Raw genomic sequence first — 21,285 nt, forward strand, 5'->3', positions numbered from 1 at the left:
TTTTCTTTTACATGACGAGAGAGAGGGCTATGGAAGGTTATTACTGAGGTATAGAACCGTGTGGTTAGCCTGTTCGCACTATAAGTGTAAATACAAATACAAAAAAAGTGAGAAGGGAAACGATAAAGCTGGCTATTGCCATACTTTTACGATTGGCCTTAAACTCCGTGATGCCAGAACATAAAAGCACGAGACTAAGAAAAAATTGTGCGATTTTGTATGAATGCTTGTAGGTATCTGGATATACGAGGGATAAAGAAGAAAAGATCATAACAACTACAGCAAATATTAAAGTGAGGATTCTGTAAATATCCATTTTCTTAAACATAGATAAGTCCAACCTTCCTATATATTCCTATTGCATTATATTCTAAGGGTGGAATCTTTGGATTACAAATAAATACAAAAAGAGGAAATGGACAAAAAGATGGTAGACAGAATAAAGTGAAGGTGTCCCAAGTAATACTTTGGGGACACCTTCACAATTAAAGTCACTTGTACAACTTATGATTTACATAGCTTACATTGTGCTAATGTCAATCACGAATCTATACTTCACATCAGAAGCTAACACTCGTTTGTAGGCTTCGTCAATCTGGTCGGCCGAAATCACTTCAATTTTAGGAACAATATTGTGTTTTGCACAGAAATCCAACATTTCCTGTGTCTCACGGATGCCTCCTATCATTGAACCAGCAAATGAACGGCGATGTCCGATAAGGGACATCACATTTAGTGACAACGGCTCCCCAGGGGCACCGACATTCACCAAAGTTCCATCTAGATTGAGTAGTGCAAAATAAGCATCCATATCGATGGCAGCACTTACCGTGTTAATAATCAAATCAAAGTGCCCAGCAAGTTTTTCAAATGTTTCTGGTTCGCTTGTAGCATAATAGTGATCCGCACCAAATTGCAAGCCATCATCTTTTTTCTTTAATGTTTGGGATAGAACGGTTACCTCAGCACCCATAGCATGTGCGATCTTGATAGCCATATGGCCAAGGCCTCCCATTCCCACAACGGCCACTTTCTTATCTGGACCAGCACCCCAGCGGTTCAACGGTGAATAAGTCGTAATACCTGCACAAAGTAATGGAGCAGCCACGTCAAGCTCAATGTTATCTGGAATTTTTACTACAAAATCCTCAGTTACGACAATGTGGGTAGAATATCCGCCTTGTGTAGGCTCGCCGTATTTGTCAACACCAGCATAGGTAGGGACATTCCCTTTAAGGCAGTATTGTTCCTCTCCTTTACGACAGTTCTCACATTCGCCACAGGAATCAACCATACAGCCAACCCCTACCCGGTCACCAACTCTGTACTTTGTAACCTCAGATCCTACCTCCGTGACAATCCCTGCAATTTCATGTCCAGGTACGAGAGGGTAGTTCACTGGCCCCCATTCGCCGTGAGCAGTGTGGATGTCAGAATGGCATATGCCGGCATATTTAATTTCAATCAGAACATCGTGTGAAACAAGATCCCGTCGTTTAATTTCAGCCGATCGAAATGGTTTGTCTGGGCCATCGGCAGCTCGTGCTTTAGCAGTTATCATAAACAGCCTCCTATTATTTGTATTTTTCAAGAGAATGAAGTTATATCGGTATAAATTGAAAACTAGCTGAAGTCGGTTGAAGTTCCTCTTCATTTATTTCCATTTATACTTTTTCTCTTGCAAATCAATGTTAATCCTTATAGTTAACTCTAAGTCAAGCGCAGATTTATAAGCCTCTATCCAGTAATGTTGTTTTCTTGCTAATTATATTTCGTTAGATAGCACCTGATTCTACTTTTCCTATAAGGGGACTTTGACATTCAACAAATAACTTGATAGAATCCCCCTTATATCATAGAGTTAACTCGAAGTCTATGTCATTAAAAATAGGAGATACATGATGAAGACATATTCTATCAGCGAAGTTGCAAAAGAATTGAATCTTACAGCATACGCTTTGCGTTACTACGACAAGGAGGGACTTATGCCTTTTGTAGAACGGACATCTAGCGGAACAAGATTATTTAAAGAATCCGATATCGACGCTTTAAAAATAATTGAATGTCTAAAATCTACCGGGATGCCGATCAAAGAAATTAAAAATTTCATTGATTGGTGTTCTGGTGGGGATTCCACACTACAACAAAGATATGACATGTTTATGGAACGAAAAGCTACTGTAGAAGCACAAATGGAAGAACTTAAAAAAACAATGGAAGTTATTGAACATAAATGCTCATATTACAAAACTGCATTGGAAGCCGGAACGGAAAATATTCATAAAAACAATAAAATAGGGAGTCTCATTACTAACTAATAGAAAAGCATCTGTAATTCATCCATTTTTATATGAATTACAGGTGCTTTCGTTTGTAATATTGGATTTACTACAACCTACTGATTTAAAACAGCGCGATCGGCTTTAGAAAACTAGGAACCAACTATAATGTAACTTGAACAGACAGGAGTAGTACCGAGGATCAAGTATTCCGAAAGTCAACGGGCAATTTGCCCATTATATAGGTTGAGAGCCACGACTTTAGTTCAGAAAACAACGAATTACTATAGAATCATCGAGGATAATCAGGAGTATGGTCCAGTATTCCCTCATTTTTATTTTTGATAAGATTAATTCCATATTATTGAAGACTACAATCAGACCGCAAAGGTATAAAGAATGATACATAAGGAAATGAGGAAGGTACTAATGAAGGCAAAAGCGTATATTATTTTGTTGACTGCTGTAATAAGTTTAGCTGCTTTGCTGACTGCATGCGGTGACTCCAAGAAGCAAATTGAAGGTGAATCTACGACTGGAGCAGCAACGGCAACGACTACGACTACACAGAATGCCAAGGTGGACAATGCGGAACAGGCTGGTGTGGATGGTGTTGTGAGCAATACTACAGACCAAGCTACAAAAGGTAATGGGAAGACGTATTCCGACGTGGCTAAAGAAGCAACGAAACCCGATCAGCCAGCAGGACAAATAGGGTTAAATACGACGCAGGAGCAGCTTCTTACCTTTGCAGATCGTTATGGGCTGGTACGAGTACAGGATCATCCGATTCGGCGGGTTTCCGATCCAACCGGGAAACATGTAAACATTGCAAATTACAGTGATTCTGTCGTGAATTTATATACAGAAGAACCCATCCACCTGAATACAGATGAACTTATCCATGAAGCTTATAATTTTTTTACAGAGGGAGTTGCTCCAGGTGAGTCCTACAAGAAGTGGGAGGAAACTTCTAATACAGAAAGAGGACTCGTCAAAATGCTCTATTTGTCACGCGAGGGACTTCATATTTTAGAAGAAGCGATGAAGACGCATGATTACTCTAGTCCATCGGTCCAAAATACGCTGGGATTTTTTAAGGTTGCTTCAGAATTTGAGTCTATGATGCCTGTTGCCCAGACACCTACAGACATCAGCTTGTACGATATGTACGATCAACGCGTTAAGCCCGAGTGGAAGAAACTAAGTGACATTAAAAACCCTGCCGCGAATGAAAAGGCCTTCGCTGTGGCCTATCAAAAAGCAAGGGATGAGACCAATAATCTTATGGGGCTATTAAACATTATGGTGTCTACAGAAATGGAAAAACGTCTCAAAGCTGCAACCGATCAGTAAAACACAGGCAAATAGTAAATTATCAAGGACATAATTTATCCATACTTTCTTCTAATATTTAACTGTCGATAGAATTATTGAAAGGCTATAATTCTAATGATGATTTGAGTGTACTTGGAGAAAAGAGGTTGAGGGTATAATGTTGAAAAAATGGCCATTAGTATTCATGATAGGTATTCTCATGCTGTTATCCGTAGGCTGGAACAGTGGAATATCTTATGCGAAATATTATTACGAATACACTTGGGATCAGTACAAGGGGACTGAAATCAAGACGTACAGGCTGACACCAGTAGCTGGAAGAGCTGGATTTATGGATCAGGAAAAGGCCTTAGCTGCTATTGGCAAAACCCCGAATGTGTATGGAAAGTTCAGTGGCTATAGAACAGAGAAAACAACTGAAATTGCAACCAAGAGTGTAACAGATGAGGTTTATAAATATGCAGTTGTTGATTTTATTAGCGATAAGGAGCCAGAAACTGTAGAATACGTTAATCCAAAAGGCGGAGTTCCTCATACATGGAACGGAACCGATGAGATTCGAATTTTTATGAGAGGATCTGAGGCAGCTTCTTTGGCAGAGCTGTTTTATGAGGGAACTCCAAGTGAAGGACGCTATCATTTTAATGCTGACGATGTCTACTTAGTTACATTCTGGTCCAGCACAGTAAAATCAATCACTGAAATGTCTGCTGAAGCACTAGTTGAGGAAGGCCCCCCTACGCTTATAAATCGAGAGTTGGTAGGCCAAATAAAAGACAGAGATCCTGCTGCTTATCCGCAAAACGGAACTTTAAACGGCTACTTTTATGTTTATAAGGGTTCAGAGTTTAAAGAGAATTAAAAGAGCAGACAGTATTTAATAAGTATATATACACGAGAACGAGATAACATTTTGTATTCTCCAAGCGAATGCGGATACAGATGTTATCTCTTTTTTTATTTGTATACGGGATCAACATAGTAACTCAAAAAGATGATAAATATTTAATTACCAATGAAAACCATTGTTTAGTGATAGGGAATTACGGCTTAAAAAAGGATGGTGAATAAACAGGATAGTAGATTGCCAAAACCACTTTTTTTACTGGCTTTATTCAATCCTAGGGCGATTATTCCGATAATTCAAGTATATACAGTTTGGTGTTAACAGTAATGAAAAACCGATTGAAAACAAGAGAGATTAATTTTCAAAGTTGATATGAAGGTACAGGCGAAAGTGGCTCAGTGCTATCGCGTAAAGGAGGTGTAATGATTCCGAATAATGAATTATGAAAAAAAGTTAAAACAAATTAGGCATTACATGGCTGGTTTACTGGCTGTCTGGTTGTTCTGTATACATAGTGCGCCTGTTTTTGCGGACAGAGCCTTTAACGATATCGAACATTCCTATGCAGCTGATGCGATTGAGGCCATGGCTGCTCAAGGTTATGTTACGGGTTATCAGGATGGGAGCTTTCGACCTTTACATTTTATCTCGCGACAGGAATGGGCAAGCATTTTCGCTAAAACCTTAAAGCGAACATCGAATAACAGAGGCATAACTTCTTTTCGTGATGTGTCACCGTGGGCTTTACCCTATGTACAGGCCTTGCAGGAAGAGAGCATTACGAAAGGAATTAGTGATCAATTATTCGGTGCCAAGCACAATATGACTCGTCAGGATATGGCCGTTTGGTATGCCCGCTATTTTGGTGTTACTGAAGATACCCGATCGGCTGGTATATCCAGTTTTGTGGATCAATCTGATATATCAGGTTATGCACAAACGAGCGTATGGCTGATGGAACGGCTGGAACTGATCGAGGGAGATACGAATCACTATTTCCATCCTAAAGAGTCTGTGAGACGGCAGGACGCCACGCTGGTTGCTTATCGAATATGGTTAGGCGGTGACGGTCTGAGAGAACGTGCCAAGCGTTTGCTAGGGTCATTAGGAAATGGAACTGCAACGATGCCTCAGACGACCAGCCAACAAGAATCGAAGAAGATTGCGGTCGATGTGACACCGGAAATTAGTCAACAACCTGTGAATTCGGAAGTCGAGGAGCCCAAAAGGCATCGTCCAAGCCCTGATTCACCAGTATCTCCGGTGACACCACCAGAACTGAAGCCGGAACCGCCAGTTACACCACCGGGACCTAATCCCAAACCACCAGTAATTCCGGTAGATCCATCGGATCATTCTTCGGATTTTCTGGTAGATGAGGTCGTAATCAAGGCGCAGGAGCTGGTAAATCAACCGGAAACCTACCCTTCATATCAGCTATCCTTTCAGCTCTACAATAAAGGGCGACCCGTAAGCATTCCTGCTGCCAGCGTCACAAGTGTTACGTACACATTTAGTGATGGGTTAGGTATTTTAGATGAACAAGGGAAAATTGCACATCCCGAAAATATTCCGGCTACGGATAGCTTCATTCCTGTAGAAATGAAGGTCACTATTGCCAAACCTTATCAGGTTCTTACAGCTCAGACCAAGCTGATCGTGAAAGGGAAGACTCCGCCGGCAGAGCCACCGAACGTAATCAGGTCCGTATACTTGGCCACATATACTATTTCAGAGGCTGCTACTTTAGATCCTGCTGCTTGGAATATGTCCTACGTATTTCATAATGCTAATGGAGAGGTTATAGCTCCTGGATTGCTGCCCTCAGACTTGATACTTCGGGTAGAGGATTCCAGAGGAATATTTGACGAGGATGGAAAGATTGCCAACCTTCATTTGATTCCGACAGTGAACTCGGTCATTCCATTAAAGATCACGGTTGAGTCGCCATCTCAAGGGGTTCTCTTCACATCTGATGCGGAATTAACGGTAGAACCCGGGGAACGCAAAAAGCAATACTTTGCTGTCTCCATCATGCTGCAGGGAAGCGCGACGACGGTAGATCAAATCAAGCAAGCGCGCCAATTGCTGATGGACCACTTTGGTCCCAATATCAAAGTGACGTGGGCGATGGAAAACGGATTTGTTTTTGTAGAAGCAAATCGCCCGCAGCTTAAACAGGTTTTGGCATACGTTGATCAATATGACGACGAAGTCGGAATGTTGGATGGGTATCCGAACCAGTTGAAATTTCCTATTTGGGAAGCAAAGATGGATGAGTGGCTGTATATGTATCGTTATAATGCATTCAATGAGCTGCACCAATCCGGTACAATGGGATCACCATCTGTGTTTGAAAGCATGGATACAGACCAATATCGGAAGTATCTGCCGAAATCATTGACCAGCTTTACGGTGAATCCCGAACAGACTCAATGGCTTGAAGATCACTATCGGATTACATCCGCGATGGGATGGTCGGCTACACAATATAATGTCAACGGCATGTATGGTGAGGGCTCTCCATTGATGCCTTACTGGTCCCATAAGGACAATTCGATTGTTCCCGCACAGGGACTTGCAGATAATAGCGGTACCGTATTCATGAATTCGGTTACGATTGATCCGATTGGATCACGCTATACGAAAGATTCCTCACGCTGGACTCTTCATCCGCTTGACCCATATGTGACTGAGACGGATGCAGCACCACAACTGTATATAGTACAGCAATATTTGGATAACCCTTATCAACGTATAAATACGGTAAACTACTTGTCCATTATTTTGGACATCAACGCACTTGCCAACACACATAACATGGCTCCAATATGGGAGAATTTTGTGAACCACTTCCCTGTTGATCGCAAGGTTGAGATTGTGGGTGTAAACGGGTTAAAACAGATTTATGAATCGGTAGCAGGATCCAATAATGATCATACGGAGTTTACGCTTATGTTTAGGGGCTCTGGCATTAAGACGGCTATGGATTCCAATAATTCACCAGCGAATCTGCGCTATTTGTGGACCGAAAATGCCTCACAGCGGATTATTTTATCCAAAGAGGATGGAGATGCGGCATGGTCCATTATTGACTTTACCGATTATACCCGAAAACCGGTTCCGAAGATGGCCTACAACTTGGATGGTCACACGGACGTAAGCTATGTCACCGGAAGGAACTTCAAGCTATGTCCAACGGCTCCTTTAACAGCAGATGAAATTCAACGCGTAAAGGATCGTTTGAAGGAGATTTACTTTGCAGAAGAAGTAAATTATCAGTAAGTAATTGGAAAAAATTAAGAGCTAAGGTTTTATGAAAAAGGGGTGTCCCCACAGCCATCGAAATGGCTGTGGGGACACCCCTTTGTTTTAGAGAAAAGGTTTTACACCCACTCAATAACCTGATCTACAGATCGCCGAGTTTTGCCACGCGGCTCGTTGAGACGGTAGCCAAATGCCACCATACAAGAAATACCGAAATGCTCGGCATCCATAATGCCTTCTTCGGAGAGGATGCGTTCGATTTCCTGTTTATTAAAACCTTCGATCGGACAGGAATCAATGCCGATTTGAGCTGCGGCAGTCATCATGTTGCCCAGTGCGATGTAGGTTTGTCGGCAGCCCCACTCGAACAAGGCTCTTTTATTTTCCTCCAGCCCAAAATCTGATTTTAGAAAGGCATCATACACTTTCTCTCTGCCTTGAATCACGTCAGCTGGTAATTGTTGCACGTTCTCCATCATACTCTTGATATAATCGGAGGAGGCTACCATATCTTCAGGAAGTCTAGAGAGAATGAGTACAAAATGGCTGGCTGTTGGCAATTGTTTTTGGGCCCCCCAAGAGTAAGGCAGTAGCTTCTCACGCATAGCTTTACTCTGAACGACAACAAATTTCCAAGGTTCAAAGCCAAACGAGCTTGGAGATAAACGACCGGTTTCAAGAATAAAGTCGAAGTCAGAATCGCTAATTTTCTTATGACTATCAAATTCCTTCGTTGCATGTCTGAACTCGTATGCAGATAAGATTTGATCTTTAGTAGTAGCTAAGGTTTCCATCGTTATTCCACTCCTTATGGATGTGATTAAAATTGACGCTTACCAAGTGACATGCTTAATATTAGAATATACATGATCGTTTTTGAAGTACGCACATTAATGTGCTGTAGTATATAAAATGATACTAAGGAGGAGAAAAGCCTATGCGCAATCGGAAAGGCGGCTTTGGGGAATGTACCGCTGGGAATGATCAGGCGTGTCCAGTTGAGTTCACGCTGGACGTGATTGGGGGCAAATGGAAAGGAATTATTTTATATCATCTCATGTATGGGACTAAGCGATTTAGTGATTTTCGGCGGATCTGTCCGGGGATCACCCAGCGTATGCTGACACTCCAATTGCGCGAGCTGGAAGAGGATGGTGTCGTTCACCGTGAAGTATACCAACAGGTTCCGCCTAAGGTTGAATACTCTCTCACCGAATTCGGAAAAACGCTCATCCCGATTATTAACTTGATGAAAGATTGGGGAGAAGAATATAAAACAAAACAGCGATCACCAGAAAGCAGCCTTCAGCAACCTAGCCCCAATGTGTAGGTTTTTAAAGACGACTCCTCGAAAAAGACCTGGCCATCATTTTGGCAGGTCTTTTGATTTATTAAGGAGGAATGTACAAAGTTAGTTTTTCAGTTGACAGCAAGGACGACGCTTGATATATTTCTTACGATATTGATAATCATTATCATGTGAATTGGAAGATCATCTCCACAATATATAGGGGGCTAATCAGTTGAAAAGAAAATCGTATTTTATGATGACAGCTATGTTACTTGTATTGTCTGTATTCATCAGCGCTTGCAGCGGAAATAATAATGGAAGTAATCCGGCTTCATCTTCGGGAAATAAGCAAGAGTCGGCTACTACTGGAGAGACGAGAAGCTTTAAAACGGTTAAGGGGGATATTCAAATTCCCGCTAAGCCGCAGCGTATTGTAACGGATTTTTACGGCGGAGAACTGCTGTCCGTAGGTACTAACGTGGTGGGTGTGGAGCCGACTGCGTTTCAAAATCCTTTTCTGACCGATTTGCTGAAGGAAAAAGGAACCAAAGAGGTGGGTGATCCGACCAATTTGGAAAAGACGTTGGAACTCAAACCCGATCTGATCGTGGTTATGAAGGATACGAATTATGAGGCTTTGTCAAAAATCGCACCTACCTTGTACATTCCGTACGGTACGACGACTAATATCTATGACACGGTCAAGCTGTTCGGTGATATCGCCGGGGAAAAGGAGAAGGCTGAGCAATTTATTGCTGCATTTGATAAAAAGGCCGCTGAAGGTCGCGCACGCCTTAAAGGTGTGATTGACGAAAAGGCAACTTTCGGTCTGTATGAGCTGACGGACAAGCACGCACTTTGGATCTTTGGCGACAATGCGGGTCGCGGCGGACAAGCCGTGTACAATGCGCTCAATCTGAACATGCCAAAGAAAACAGCTAACTCCAAGGAACAAACGGTGCAGCTTTCGATGGAGGTATTACCGCAGTATGATGCAGATTATATGTTCCTGACTACGTATGACCCGGAGAAAAAGGGTGACGCACTCAAACAACTGAAGTCGTCCGCTGTGTGGGGGAATCTTCCGGCGGTGAAGAACAATAGAGTGTTCTTTAACGATTTTGATACGTACTATCGCTACGATCCAATCGCTATTACAGGACAGATTGATATGATCGTAGATATGCTGGTCGAAAGAGAAAAAGAGAATAAAGCTAAACAATAGGTGTGAGATTCTGCGTTGTGACGAATTGTCCAAAACAGATAGGAAGTTGCATAATATACGCAGTATATAGCTATAAAACCAGTCCAACATAAATCATGTTTAGACTGGTTTTTATTTACTATTTCGTCGTAATTTCGATAGTATCTTCTTTTTGTATCCAATTTACCTTGGCTCCTAGTGTCTCGCTGATCAGCCTTAGTGGAAGATAACCAATACCGTTCACCATGAAGGGCGGATTGGTGAGTTTTACGGCTTTACCGTTCACTTTTGTTTGGCTAGTTTTGAAATTTATTTCTAGAGAGACAGGATGGCCTTCTGTCTTAGACTGATTCATTTTCGCTATTTTGCTGTTGTAATCATATGTGACCTCGGCCCCCAGTTTGTCAAAAACAGAACGTAGGGGAATAAATGCCTGCCCATTGCGGGAAATGACACCATTACTCAGAGGGACAGGCGAACCATTGAGACGGACAAGAATCGGTTTTTGTACAGGAACTGGTGAACTATAAAGAAACTCATAGTCCCCTATACCAAGCTGCGCGTGTTTGTTGACACCCCAGCCCCATAAGGCGCCATCTGCTTTTTGCATGATTACGTGCCGTGGACCTGCTTTGATACTTTGAATATTTTTAGCAAGCAATGTAAAGGGTGCATTGGATGATAACTTTTCACTATCTGGAGACGTAACATATACATTCCCAGCTGTGGTAAGGGCAAGGATGGAGCGTTCAACGAAAAAGGCGTCTTTAACATTCTGTACTCCTGTTAATAATACAGGAGTATTTTCGTTGTGATAGGTTGTATTATCTGAGGGACCTGTAACTGTAGTACCCCAGAACCATAGCCGACGTTGCTGATCAATCGCGAAATTGGAATACCTATTGGCCTTGATTGTCTTGATGCCCGATAAAGCTTGAATTTGCGATACGGATATAGTTTCGGACGGAGTTACATTTTTATCAAATTCTTTGGGCCACGTCCACACGGTGCCATCTTTTTTTAAGGCTATGTTTTTAGAGATTGCTGTAATATCCTTTAATGATGAAATAGGTTCGAAACCCTGCAAGGCTTTTGTATTTTTCCATACACTGCCGTCTTTCTTTAGGAATATCCAACGTTCTTCATATTTCGGTCTTTCTTCATAGTAACTGTCTATATGGGCAACCTCGTCGATGCCAGATAGGGCTTGAAAAGGACTAGAAATGTTTCCATTGTCGAGTCGATCAGTGGAAGATATGCTGCCCTCGCTGCTCAGAGCGAGCACATGATCATTCAAACTACTTACAGCTACGAGGTTCTGTAGTCCTTCCAGAGGAACGAATTTCACGGATTCAGCAATATTATTTCTAGGCACATACCAAGCAGAGTGGTCTTGTAAAGTAAATATCAGATCGCCCTCGTTGATGATATTAGAAAATGTTTTCACAACGTCCGGCTTACCCTCTACACGAGTCGGTACGGATTGATTATAGCCCCACAGCCACAAGCTTCCATCAGATTGAATCAGACTCCCGGAATCATATGAACGAATACGGGATGTAGACTCCCTTTCGTTCGCCCACGCGTTAGAGCTGAATAACAATAACGTGATTATACTGAGTAATAGAGCCCGTCTTTTCATACGATTTTCCTCATTTCTTGATCAATGTGTATAAGATAAAAAAATGATATCTTGGAGAATATCCCCTATCCATAGACGAAGAAAGTATAGAAAAGTTTTCCATAAATAGTGAAATGCAATAAAAAAACCTCCAAACCCACGATTAGAAATGGATTTGGAGGTTACTATTTTTTGCAAATACCCAGAAGATATGGGTTAGACGGACTAGACAGTGTGTTCGGGCAGATTAATTCGCTATTCGACTGCGTACGGTCAACAAGGTTTGCTCTTTAATTTGTCCGATTTCACGAAGAAGTGCGGCTGTTTTAGCTTCGTAGGATTGTTTGACATCCAAGTCCTTTAACGAGGCAAGGTTAATGTCAACAGTAAGCAGGGCAGATTGAGCGGCGGCTTCGAACAGGATCGCGCCGATGCCGAGATCCGAAATCACATTTTTATTGGACATTTCCACAATGCTATACGCTTGCGACAATCCGTCTCGGCATACTTCCAGCAGGCGCATGGGTACTTCAATGGCAGCGATCACCGCTGTCTGTAAGGAATGGGTACGATAGCGCTTTTCTTCGTCTGTTTCCTTGGGCAAACGCAGTGCGGTCATGTACTGTTCAAAGGATTGGATGTCTGCGACCATTAGTTCCTCACAATGTGTAGACAATCTTTCCATGCTGCTAATGACGTCCGTGATTTGTTCATGGATGTGCGCGTATTTTTCTCCTTGTGAAAGGTTGGCGGTCATAGAGGTCATAGCCGCGCCTAGGGCCGCAGCCAGTGCGGATACACTTCCTCCGCCGGGGGTAGGCGCTGCACTTGCAGCCTCTTTCAGAAAATGTCCGATGGAATGATTCCACGACAGTTCACTCATGAATAGACCACCTCTCTGGAGTAGTGTTGCAGATGTATCGCTTTGAGCAGATTTTTGTACAAAATCGCAGTCGTTAAGGTGCCAACACCGCCGGGAACCGGAGAAATAGCATGTACTTTTTCCCCCACGTCTAAAGCGGCATCCCCCACTATTTTTCCCTCTAGCGTCTCATTAATTCCCGCATCTATTAGAATCAGACCAGGATGAACCATATCCTGTGTAATCACATCAGGGCACCCGACTGCGACGAAGGCAATGTCTGCATGGCTCAAATGCTCTGCAATATCACGCGTACCTGCATGACAAGCGGTAACAGTGGCATTTTCTCTTTGCAACATGTGGAAAAGGGGAAGTCCCACTGTCTGCCCGATGCCCACGAGTGTAACATTTTTGCCTGCCAAGGTATGACCGTAATGCTTGAGCAGCTCGATACAGGCTTGAGGTGTTGCGGGGTATAGTCCGGCGTCACCTGTTACGGTAGCCAGCTTGTTATCAGGTGTAATCCCATCAATATCCTTGTAGGGGGCGATGGATTGTTTAATAACGGAGGCGGAAAGATGTTGGGGAAGCGGCAGTTCCAGCATAATGCCATGTACATGGGATGCATCGTTCAGACTGCCGATCAGGTGCAGTAGCTCGGCTTCGCTAACATGACGATCAAAAGTATGGAGATGAAATGAGATGCCCAGCTTCTCTGCTATTTTTTGCTTGGTCCGTGCATAGTATGCAGATGCCGGATCACCTTCTACCAATAGGGTTGCCAGATGGGGACGGTGCCCTTGCTGCTTCATTTCTTCTACCTGTGAACGGATCGTTGCATATACTTGCTCAGCTGCTTCTTTGGATTTCATGATAATAGCCATAGTCCGAGCCTCCTCTGAATTTATCGCATAATGGAATCAACAGGGTGTCAAAACGAAAAAAAAGTATTTGCACAAGGTCGTCAAGACAGACGAATCCTCTGCAAATACTTCTCCCAGGCGAACGGTACGCTTTTTTTGTATGCTCCCTCGTGGTTCATTCCACTGACTTCGCCAGTCACATACAGCGTTATTATACCTTATATTTTAACAAACAATCATTAGAAAAGAAACCCGCGAACATTTGGAAAACGGGTTATGTTACTTGTCTATATGACAAATGTCATATACACGAACTGACGTTTATGACTACAGCGCCTACAGGCTGCACCTTATACTGAGATTAGATCAACATGTACGCCTAACAGGATCAAGGTATAGGCGTCATTTTTAAGGAGGATCATAATGAGTATGACACAACTCCCATTAGCCCAATTGAAAAAAAATATGGCTCCCTACGAGAAAATAAACACGAAATCCAGCGTTCTGCAACTCATCAATACCTTGGGTCCACTGATCCTATTGTGGTATGCTGCTTATCTTAGCCTGTCGGTTTCGTACTGGCTGACGCTTCCCATTGCCATTGTTGCATCGGGGTTTGTGGTACGGACGTTTATTATTTTTCATGATTGTGGTCATCAATCCTTCTTCAAAAGCCGCAAGCTGAACGACATTGTGGGAACGATTACAGGTATTATTACGCTCTGCCCTTATCACCAATGGAAAAATAGTCACGCGATCCACCATGCAACCAGCAGTAATTTGGATAAAAGAGGCACAGGTGACATGTGGGTGCTTACGGTAGAAGAGTACACAGAGGCTTCCACATGGACACGGCTGGCCTATCGGATATATCGAAATCCTTGGGTTATGTTCGGACTAGGTCCGATCTATACTTTTTTGATTTCCTACCGCTTTAATATCAAGACAGCCAAACGCAAGGAAAAAATGAACACCTATGTGACGAATATATCCATCGTTGCATTGTATGCACTGTTGTGCTGGGCTATTGGATGGCAGGCATTCCTTCTCGTACAGGCACCTATCTTTTTTGTATCCGGTATGTTGGGAATCTGGCTATTCTATGTACAACACCAATTTGAGGATTCTTATTTTGAGCACGATGAAGAGTGGAGTTATATTAATGCAGCCGTAGAAGGCAGTTCTTATTACAAGCTTCCTAAAGTATTGCAATGGATTACGGGCAATATCGGGTTTCACCACGTTCATCACTTGAGTCCCAAAGTGCCAAATTATAATTTGGAGAAAGCGCATGAAGCGACACCGTTACTTCAAAAGGCGACCACGATCACAGTGAGTAGCAGTCTGCAATCGTTGAAGTTCCGACTTTGGGATGAAAATACGAAAACCTTTTTGACCTTTAAACAAGTGAAGCCGCTCCTCAGCAAACGTGTTGCTGTTACGAAACCCATCCCTACACCTGTTGTAAGCACAGAAAGAAAATAACGTTGTACAAAACTTGGTATGATAAGATAAGGGATATAAGTCATGTGAAGTAGAAGAGGGTGGGCAGGATGCAAAAATGGTATCAGATTTTCCAAAGAAATACCGGGCTTAGCCCTTATGTGTGGGTCGTCTTTTATATCCTGCCCTTTTACTATTTTAGCTCATCATCTACAAGTCATATTATTCTGGGTACTGCTATTATTCTGGTGTTTTTTGCTTGTTATGTACTGGCTTTTGTCTCAAAAGGCTGGCTCATATATTTTTGGACCAGTGTACAGATTGCCATATCGATTACCATGACACTGCTGTTCAGCTATATGTACTTTTCCATATTTATCGCCTATCTGATCGGTAATATTAAAAGTAAGGCTGCATTTACGACGCTGTATATTATTTTAATGGTTATTACGATTGGATTGATCAATTATGGTTTTGTTTCTCAGAATCCCGTATTTATTAAACAGATTCCTTTTATCCTGCTCAATCTGATCGGTGTGATTCTCCTTCCAATTACGAATTTTAATCGCAACAAAAGTGATCGGCTCCAAGTCCAATTAGAGGATGCCAATAAGAAAATATCGGAATTGATTAAGCTGGAGGAACGGCAAAGAATTGCGCGTGACCTACACGATACCTTAGGTCAGAAGCTGTCACTCATCGGGCTGAAGAGCGATTTGGCAGGCAAACTGATGGATCAGTACCCGGAGCGGGCTCATGTCGAAATTAACGATGTTCGTCTCACGGCGAGAAGCGCGTTAAAAGAAGTGCGGGAAATGGTTACTCAAATGCGCGGTATGCGACTAGAGGATGAGCTGCTACGTATTCGGCAGATTTTAAAGGCTGCTCACATTGAATTGACCCTGGAGGGCGACCCAAAGCTGGAGCATACATCATTAATGAATGAGAATGTCCTTAGTATGTGTATGAAGGAAGCAGTAACTAATGTGGTTAAGCACAGCGGAGCCACCGCTTGCTCCATCACGATTGAGCCGTCTCGTAAGGAATTGACTCTTCGGATTCAGGATAATGGAGTCGGTATTACGAGAGAAAATGGAACCCTTCGTGGAAACGGCCTGCAAGGTATGAAGGAAAGGCTCGAATTCGTGAACGGATGTATGGAGCTACGTTCAGATCAGGGAACGACCTTGGTCATTAAAGTGCCCAATATCCCTGAAAAGCCGAATGAGGAGGTGGGGCCATGATTCGAATTGTTATCGCGGAGGACCAGCGTATGCTGCTGGGTGCTCTAGCTTCCCTGCTGGACTTGGAAGAGGACATGAAAGTAGTCGGAAAAGCAAGCAACGGGGAAGAAGCTGTAGAACTAGTGAAGCTGCATCAGCCAGATATATGCATTATGGACATCGAAATGCCGATAAAGAGCGGATTGGATGCGGCTGAGGAACTCAAAGGCTTGAACTGCAAGGTGCTGATTTTAACTACGTTTGCTCGCCCCGGGTATTTTGAACGAGCGATCAAGGCGGGGACACACGGTTATCTGCTCAAGGACAGTCCCAGTGAAGAGCTGGCTTCCTCCATTCGCAGTATTATGGCAGGTCGGCGTATCTATGCCCCGGAACTGGTCGATGATGCTTATGCCGAAGTCAACCCGCTAACTGAACGTGAAAGGACCGTGTTGGCGCTTATTGCTGACGGAAAGAACACAAAAGAGATTGCTAGTGAACTGTATTTAACGACAGGGACGGTGCGCAATTATATTTCAGTCATTCTCGATAAGCTGGGTGTCAGTAACCGGATCGAAGCGATTACACGTTTTAATGAAAAAGGTTGGTTTAAATGAGAAACAGGGACGCTATGAAGCAAAATATAGCGCTCTGTTTTTTTGTTTTATCCATAGATTTGGTATGCCTTTAGCGTACTACCTTGTGATACAATAGGATAGTTGTCCACAGGATGGACTGGAGTACAAGGAGGAGCAGAACCCCATGAAACAAGCCCCATTTATAGCCGTTGAAGGGCCAATCGGAGCAGGCAAAACGACGTTAGCTTCGATGCTTTCAACCGAGCTGCATTTGCCGATAATCAAAGAAATTGTCGAGGAGAACCCATTTCTCGATAAATTTTATCAAAATATAGATGAGTGGAGTTTTCAGCTGGAAATGTTCTTTCTCTGCAATCGGTATAAGCAGTTGGAGGATACTGGTCTGCAATATATCGAGAAAGCTCAGCCCGTTATTTCTGATTACCATATCTACAAGAATTTGATTTTTGCTGAACGTACGCTTAAGGGTGTAAAGCTCGAAAAATATCGTCAAATCTATCATTTGCTCACAGATGATATGCCTAAGCCGGACATTATCATTTATATTAAGGCAGATTTGGATACCTTGCTGGGGAGAATTCGCAAGCGTGCACGCTCTTTTGAACAGGAGATGGACCCCGCCTATCTGGAGCAATTGATCATAGATTATGATAAAGGCATGCAGTTTCTCGCTGAACAGTCCCCTTCCCCTCGTATATTGATCGTGAACGGGAATGAAATTGACTTTGTAGAAAATCAGGCACAATTTAAACAAATTGTTTCCGATGTAAAGGAGCTTATATAGTGAATAATTACAACATTCCTGCGAATGCCTTGATTACGGTAGCAGGCACAGTGGGTGTAGGTAAATCCACGCTGACCGGTGCTTTGGCCGGACGCCTTGGTTTTAAAACCTCTTTGGAGCAGGTCGATCATAATCCTTATCTGGAGAAATTTTATCACGATTTCGAGAGATGGAGCTTTCATTTGCAAATTTATTTTCTTGCGGAACGTTTCAAGGAACAAAAGAATATTTTCCTGTCTGGTGGAGGCTTTGTGCAGGATCGTTCTATTTATGAGGATACAGGCATTTTTGCGAAAATGCATGCCGATCAAGGAACGATGAACCCTACCGATTATGAAACGTATACTAGTCTGTTTGAGGCGATGGTGATGACACCGTTTTTCCCGCATCCTGATGTGTTGATCTATTTGGAAGGCAGCTTGCCCTCCATACTGAGTCGGATTGAGGAGCGCGGTCGCGAGATGGAGATCCAGACCGAGCGTTCTTATTGGGAGCAAATGCATCGCAGATATTCCAATTGGATCAACGAATTTGATGCCTGTCCTGTACTGCGTCTGAACATTGATGAGTATGATGTACACGACCCTGCTTCCATGGATGCCATTTTGGAAGAAGTAGGAAAAGTAATATCAAAAAAATAGAGATATAACCCCAAATAAATAACAGGGACTGTGGTACAATCAGTATAAATTAAGCTGATAGACCGCAGTCTTTTTTTGTCGAATGAACATGTTGAAGCACGAGATATGACTAACGGTATAGTGGACAAGACTAGGCTGGAATGCGAGAATAGGTACATATGAATTGTAATGACTCACGGGAAGGATGGGATACTGTGATGCGTTTTGGTATTGTTGGAACCAACTGGATAACAGAGAGGTTTATTCAAGCTGCGATGGAGACGGACGAATTTTCCCTGACGGCGGTATACTCACGCACAGAGGATAAAGGCAAAGCTTTTGCTGACAAATATAACAGCCAGCCGGAGGTTTTTACAGACCTGGCGCAAATGGCCGCAAGTGATCAGGTCGATGCCGTATATATTGCCAGCCCCAATTCCTTACATGCGGAGCAGGCGATCTTATGTATGAATCACGGAAAGCACGTGTTGTGTGAAAAACCTTTTGCGTCTAATGCAGCAGAGGTGAAGAACATGATCGAAGCCGCACGTAACAACGATGTTCTGCTGATGGAGGCCGTTAAATCCACACTTATGCCTAACTTTAAAATAATAAAGGATCATATGTATAAAATAGGCCGCGTTCGGCGCTATTTTGCAAGCTACTGTCAATACTCTTCCCGCTTTGATGCTTTTAAGCAAGGTAAGGTATTGAATGCCTTTAATCCGGCCTTTTCCAATGGTTCCTTGATGGACCTTGGAGTGTACTGTTTGTATCCTATGGTGACTTTGTTCGGCAAACCTGAGGAGGTTCGGGCGGTTGGTGTACTTTTATCCTCTGGTGTCGATGGCGAGGGCAGTATCGTGATGAAGTATCCGGATATGGATGCTATCGTCATGTATTCCAAAATTACAGATTCCTATCTGCCTGCTGAAATTCAGGGTGAGAATGGAACGATGGTGATCGACAAAATCAGTCAGCCCTATGAGGTGAAAATTCATTATCGGGACGGCACGATTGAGGATCTGACCAAAGCTCAGACGCGTGAGCCCATGTATTATGAAATTCAGGAATTTATAGATCTGATCAAGAGTGGTGAACGCAACAGTTCCATTAACTCTTTGGAGTGCTCACTTACAGTCGCTGAAGTGATGGAGGAGGCAAGACAACAATTCGGCCTTCGTTATGAAGCAGATTTGAAAAATACTTCTGCACATTAGTCAGTGGAATGATCGAGATTGCAATGCACAAAGGGCTGCCGATTTTGCAAACTTTGCAAATATACGGTTAGCCTTATTTGGCTTTGTAGCCCTAAAAGTGTAAAGCAGCTATCCTTCTCCTCAATCGCTAGGTCACTTATAACCTCATTTTTACAAATTACTATATTTCCAAAAACAACGTATTAACATTTGATTGATATGATCATATTTATAACTTTTACATATTAACTACACAGAGGAGTGTACACATGTTTAAGAAGTTTCAAAAATGGTCAGCAACATCTATGTCTGTTGCTCTTGCGCTAGGTTTGATTACTGGCATGTCAGCCTTACCTGTCCATGCTGAGTCAGCAGGGAATACAGATCATGGTATTAGTAAAGTTACAGCTACATTTTATGGAGACACAAAAGGCTCCAAAGGATTTACCTGGTATACTTCAAAACTTTCCACGAAGAGCACTGTTCAAGTAATCAAGAAAACAGCTTCTGAAGCTGATTTTACGAGTGCTCTTACATTTGAAGGCACTTCCTCTCCATCGACCAATTCTGCAGAAGAGCTTGTCCATAAAGCCGTAGCTACAGGTCTTCAAGCGGACACAGCTTATTATTATCGTGTGGGTGATGCAGCGCGCGGGATATGGAGCGAAACAGGTACGTTTCAAACGGCTCCTAAGAGCGGTGAATTTACCTTCATTGATCTAGCTGATACACAAGCAAAAAGCGAAGATGAAGCCATATTGTCTTCACAGACGCTCGAAAAAGCGCTTCAAACCGTAAATAATGCTCAGTTTGTAGTCCACAACGGAGATATCGTAGATACCGGTACCAAAGAAGAGCAGTGGGACTGGTTGTTGGGGCATTCACAAAAAAGTCTTTTGAATACAACGATTGTTCCTTCAGCAGGTAATCACGAGGATGAGAACTACGCTTTTTATGAGCACTTTAATATTAACCAACCAGCTGGTTCTGCTACTAAAACAGGAGCATACTACTCCTTTGATTACAGCAATGCTCACTTTATCGTACTGAACTCCAATGAGGACTCAGAGAAATATGCCAATTTTTCTGAAGATCAAGTCGAATGGTTAAAGAAAGATGCTGCGGCAGCCAAAAAGGCAGGTGCAAAGTGGGTCATTGTTAACATTCATAAGGGTCCTTACACTACCTCTAATCATGCAACAGATTCTGACATCATGGATAAGAATGGAGTTCGTAACCAAATCGCTCCACTAATGGCCGAACTTGATATCGACTTTGTCGTGCAGGGGCACGATCATATTTATGCTCGTACGAAATCAATCAACCAAGAGGGTAAAGCAACAACGCCAACCAAATTAAAAGATACATTAAATGATAAGACGATTGAATATAGTGTGAATCCAGATGGAAGTATCTATGTCATCCCAGCAACCGCTGGCCCCAAAGTCTACTACAAGAACCCGAGTGAAAAACTTGGAGATAAGTACTATAATCTCTTTGACCTAGCTGAAGAGAATCATGCGGCAGTATATGGACCGGATCCGAGTGACAATCGTAGACCTACACGAGGACAGGTACAGAATTTTGTTGGCATCACCGTAGACGAAAATAAACTTACAGCCGTAACGTATGAAATTGATCAAAACAAAAATGATGCCAAACCTTTTATTGTGGATCAATTCGGAATCATCAAAAAATATTAGTATAATTGATTTAATGGTTTCTAAATGATCATAAAAGGATATCCTACAGCCTGTTTGGCTGCAAGGATATCCTTTTTCATTTTCTTATGGGGACGTCTGATGTTGTGCTTGTAATACTTACGCCCTGTTCGGAAGCTGGTGA

General features: G+C 42.7%; 19 protein-coding genes and 1 riboswitch. Of the genes, 13 read left to right on the forward strand and 6 right to left on the reverse strand.

What is annotated here, in order from left to right:
• Positions 1–64 precede the first annotated feature (64 nt).
• A complete protein-coding gene (locus NSQ68_RS04380) occupies positions 65–328 on the reverse strand; it encodes a DUF3953 domain-containing protein (RefSeq protein WP_342428087.1) in 264 nt (87 codons plus the stop codon).
• 192 nt (positions 329–520) lie between these two features.
• The gene (locus NSQ68_RS04385) at positions 521–1,561 is read right to left on the reverse strand and encodes an NAD(P)-dependent alcohol dehydrogenase (protein ID WP_342428088.1); all 1,041 of its coding nucleotides are present in this window, start codon (positions 1,559–1,561) and stop codon (positions 521–523) included.
• A gap of 340 nt (positions 1,562–1,901) precedes the next feature.
• Between NSQ68_RS04385 and NSQ68_RS04390 the strand changes: the two genes are divergently transcribed.
• From NSQ68_RS04390 to NSQ68_RS04405, 4 genes are all read left to right on the forward strand, one after another.
• Positions 1,902–2,318, forward strand: a complete 417-nt coding sequence (locus NSQ68_RS04390) for a MerR family transcriptional regulator (RefSeq protein ID WP_023987117.1) — start codon at positions 1,902–1,904, stop codon at positions 2,316–2,318.
• Between the two features lie 390 nt (positions 2,319–2,708).
• Positions 2,709–3,635 (forward strand): hypothetical protein, encoded by a 927-nt coding sequence (locus NSQ68_RS04395; protein WP_342428089.1) that lies wholly within the window; start codon positions 2,709–2,711, stop codon positions 3,633–3,635.
• Positions 3,636–3,771: 136 nt separating this feature from the next.
• A complete protein-coding gene (locus NSQ68_RS04400; RefSeq protein ID WP_342429066.1) occupies positions 3,772–4,479 on the forward strand; it encodes a hypothetical protein in 708 nt (235 codons plus the stop codon).
• A gap of 420 nt (positions 4,480–4,899) precedes the next feature.
• Positions 4,900–7,749, forward strand: coding sequence for an S-layer homology domain-containing protein (locus NSQ68_RS04405; protein WP_342428091.1), 2,850 nt, complete (start codon positions 4,900–4,902; stop codon positions 7,747–7,749).
• A 101-nt stretch (positions 7,750–7,850) separates the two neighbouring features.
• On the opposite strand, the gene NSQ68_RS04410 is transcribed toward NSQ68_RS04405, so the two are convergent.
• The gene (locus tag NSQ68_RS04410) at positions 7,851–8,525 is read right to left on the reverse strand and encodes an NAD(P)H-dependent oxidoreductase (protein ID WP_342428092.1); all 675 of its coding nucleotides are present in this window, start codon (positions 8,523–8,525) and stop codon (positions 7,851–7,853) included.
• 143 nt (positions 8,526–8,668) lie between these two features.
• On the opposite strand from NSQ68_RS04410, the gene NSQ68_RS04415 reads away from it, so the two are divergent.
• Positions 8,669–9,061, forward strand: a complete 393-nt coding sequence (locus tag NSQ68_RS04415; RefSeq protein WP_068938572.1) for a helix-turn-helix domain-containing protein — start codon at positions 8,669–8,671, stop codon at positions 9,059–9,061.
• 193 nt (positions 9,062–9,254) lie between these two features.
• Positions 9,255–10,247 carry an ABC transporter substrate-binding protein gene (locus NSQ68_RS04420; protein ID WP_342428093.1) on the forward strand — a complete coding sequence of 331 codons (993 nt, stop codon included), beginning with the start codon at positions 9,255–9,257 and terminating at the stop codon, positions 10,245–10,247.
• Between the two features lie 118 nt (positions 10,248–10,365).
• Here NSQ68_RS04420 and NSQ68_RS04425 read toward each other — a convergent pair whose 3' ends face one another.
• The 3 genes from NSQ68_RS04425 to NSQ68_RS04435 all read right to left on the reverse strand — a co-directional run bounded on the left by NSQ68_RS04425 (position 10,366) and on the right by NSQ68_RS04435 (position 13,593).
• Positions 10,366–11,868, reverse strand: coding sequence for a stalk domain-containing protein (locus NSQ68_RS04425; protein WP_342428094.1), 1,503 nt, complete (start codon positions 11,866–11,868; stop codon positions 10,366–10,368).
• A gap of 226 nt (positions 11,869–12,094) precedes the next feature.
• Entirely contained in the window at positions 12,095–12,730 is a 636-nt protein-coding gene (locus NSQ68_RS04430; RefSeq protein WP_342428095.1) for a cyclodeaminase/cyclohydrolase family protein, read from the reverse strand.
• Complete coding sequence (locus NSQ68_RS04435) at positions 12,727–13,593, reverse strand: bifunctional 5,10-methylenetetrahydrofolate dehydrogenase/5,10-methenyltetrahydrofolate cyclohydrolase (RefSeq protein ID WP_342428096.1); 867 nt, start codon at positions 13,591–13,593, stop codon at positions 12,727–12,729. The genes NSQ68_RS04430 and NSQ68_RS04435 overlap by 4 nt, the downstream gene beginning before the upstream one ends.
• Before the next feature lie 104 nt (positions 13,594–13,697).
• Positions 13,698–13,782: riboswitch (ZMP/ZTP riboswitch) on the reverse strand.
• Positions 13,783–13,995: 213 nt separating this feature from the next.
• Here NSQ68_RS04435 and NSQ68_RS04440 point away from each other — a divergent pair.
• From NSQ68_RS04440 to NSQ68_RS04470, 7 genes are all read left to right on the forward strand, one after another.
• Positions 13,996–15,057: a fatty acid desaturase gene (locus NSQ68_RS04440; protein ID WP_190298660.1), complete on the forward strand. Its 1,062-nt coding sequence runs from the start codon at positions 13,996–13,998 to the stop codon at positions 15,055–15,057.
• 68 nt (positions 15,058–15,125) lie between these two features.
• On the forward strand, positions 15,126–16,259 hold the full coding sequence (locus NSQ68_RS04445) for a sensor histidine kinase (RefSeq protein ID WP_342428097.1): 1,134 nt from the start codon (positions 15,126–15,128) through the stop codon (positions 16,257–16,259).
• Positions 16,256–16,855: a response regulator transcription factor gene (locus tag NSQ68_RS04450; RefSeq protein WP_342428098.1), complete on the forward strand. Its 600-nt coding sequence runs from the start codon at positions 16,256–16,258 to the stop codon at positions 16,853–16,855. The genes NSQ68_RS04445 and NSQ68_RS04450 overlap by 4 nt, the downstream gene beginning before the upstream one ends.
• Before the next feature lie 145 nt (positions 16,856–17,000).
• On the forward strand, positions 17,001–17,621 hold the full coding sequence (locus NSQ68_RS04455; protein WP_342428099.1) for a deoxynucleoside kinase: 621 nt from the start codon (positions 17,001–17,003) through the stop codon (positions 17,619–17,621).
• Entirely contained in the window at positions 17,621–18,262 is a 642-nt protein-coding gene (locus NSQ68_RS04460; RefSeq protein ID WP_013308920.1) for a deoxynucleoside kinase, read from the forward strand. The genes NSQ68_RS04455 and NSQ68_RS04460 overlap by 1 nt, the downstream gene beginning before the upstream one ends.
• A gap of 197 nt (positions 18,263–18,459) precedes the next feature.
• Positions 18,460–19,461, forward strand: a complete 1,002-nt coding sequence (locus tag NSQ68_RS04465) for a Gfo/Idh/MocA family oxidoreductase (RefSeq protein WP_342429067.1) — start codon at positions 18,460–18,462, stop codon at positions 19,459–19,461.
• Between the two features lie 248 nt (positions 19,462–19,709).
• A complete protein-coding gene (locus tag NSQ68_RS04470; RefSeq protein WP_342428100.1) occupies positions 19,710–21,143 on the forward strand; it encodes a metallophosphoesterase family protein in 1,434 nt (477 codons plus the stop codon).
• Positions 21,144–21,285 lie beyond the last annotated feature (142 nt).

The sequence above is a fragment of the Paenibacillus sp. FSL L8-0158 genome (genome assembly GCF_038592965.1).
GTDB classification, from domain to species: Bacteria; Bacillota; Bacilli; order Paenibacillales; family Paenibacillaceae; genus Paenibacillus; species Paenibacillus polymyxa_D.